Source organism: Paenibacillus sp. EKM301P (assembly GCF_011800295.1).
Taxonomy (GTDB): Bacteria; Bacillota; Bacilli; order Paenibacillales; family Paenibacillaceae; genus Paenibacillus; species Paenibacillus polymyxa.
On record NZ_JAALFM010000075.1, the window covers coordinates 1 to 568 of the forward strand.

The window sequence follows — 568 nt, forward strand, 5'->3', positions numbered from 1 at the left end:
CGCGGTTCCAGGCTTCATAGCCTTGCTCGGTCTTGCTGAACACCATCCGCAGTGCATCATGGTGCGCTGTGAGTTTGCCAAGTGCCTGACGCAAAGCGGACTCATCAAAACCCTGCTCCCGGTGCAGCATCACCGCCTGATTAAAGTGATGTACGTCTACTTGCTCCTGGGCAAAGAACCAATGCTGGATGGGAGACAAAGTTGTTTCCTCGCTCACTTCTCCCTGATCTACCCTACGACTTACCTCGTGCATATGCGGTGCCAGTGTTGCGACGGTTGGGTAGCGGAACAAATCTTTCATGTCCAGCTTGTAGCCTGCCTGGAACGCACGCGATACGATTTGAATCGCCTTGATCGAATCGCCGCCCAGGTCAAAGAAATTGTCCAAAATCCCGACAGTTGCCACGCCTAGGACGGACTGCCAGATCGCTACGAGTGCTCGTTCGGCTACCGTACGTGGCGCTACATACTCCGCACCGCTGTGCAGACTACCTTCCGGTGCTGGCAGGGACTTGCGGTCGATTTTGCCGTTCGGTGTCAGCGGCATCTGCTCCAACCAGATGAAATA

Annotated in this window: 1 protein-coding gene; it reads right to left on the reverse strand. The window is 55.1% G+C overall.

Translation table 11 applies throughout. The annotated features are described in order from the left end of the window. Positions 1 to 568: condensation domain-containing protein (locus HFD99_RS24880; protein ID WP_238797301.1), on the reverse strand; the 568-nt coding region annotated here is incomplete at both ends.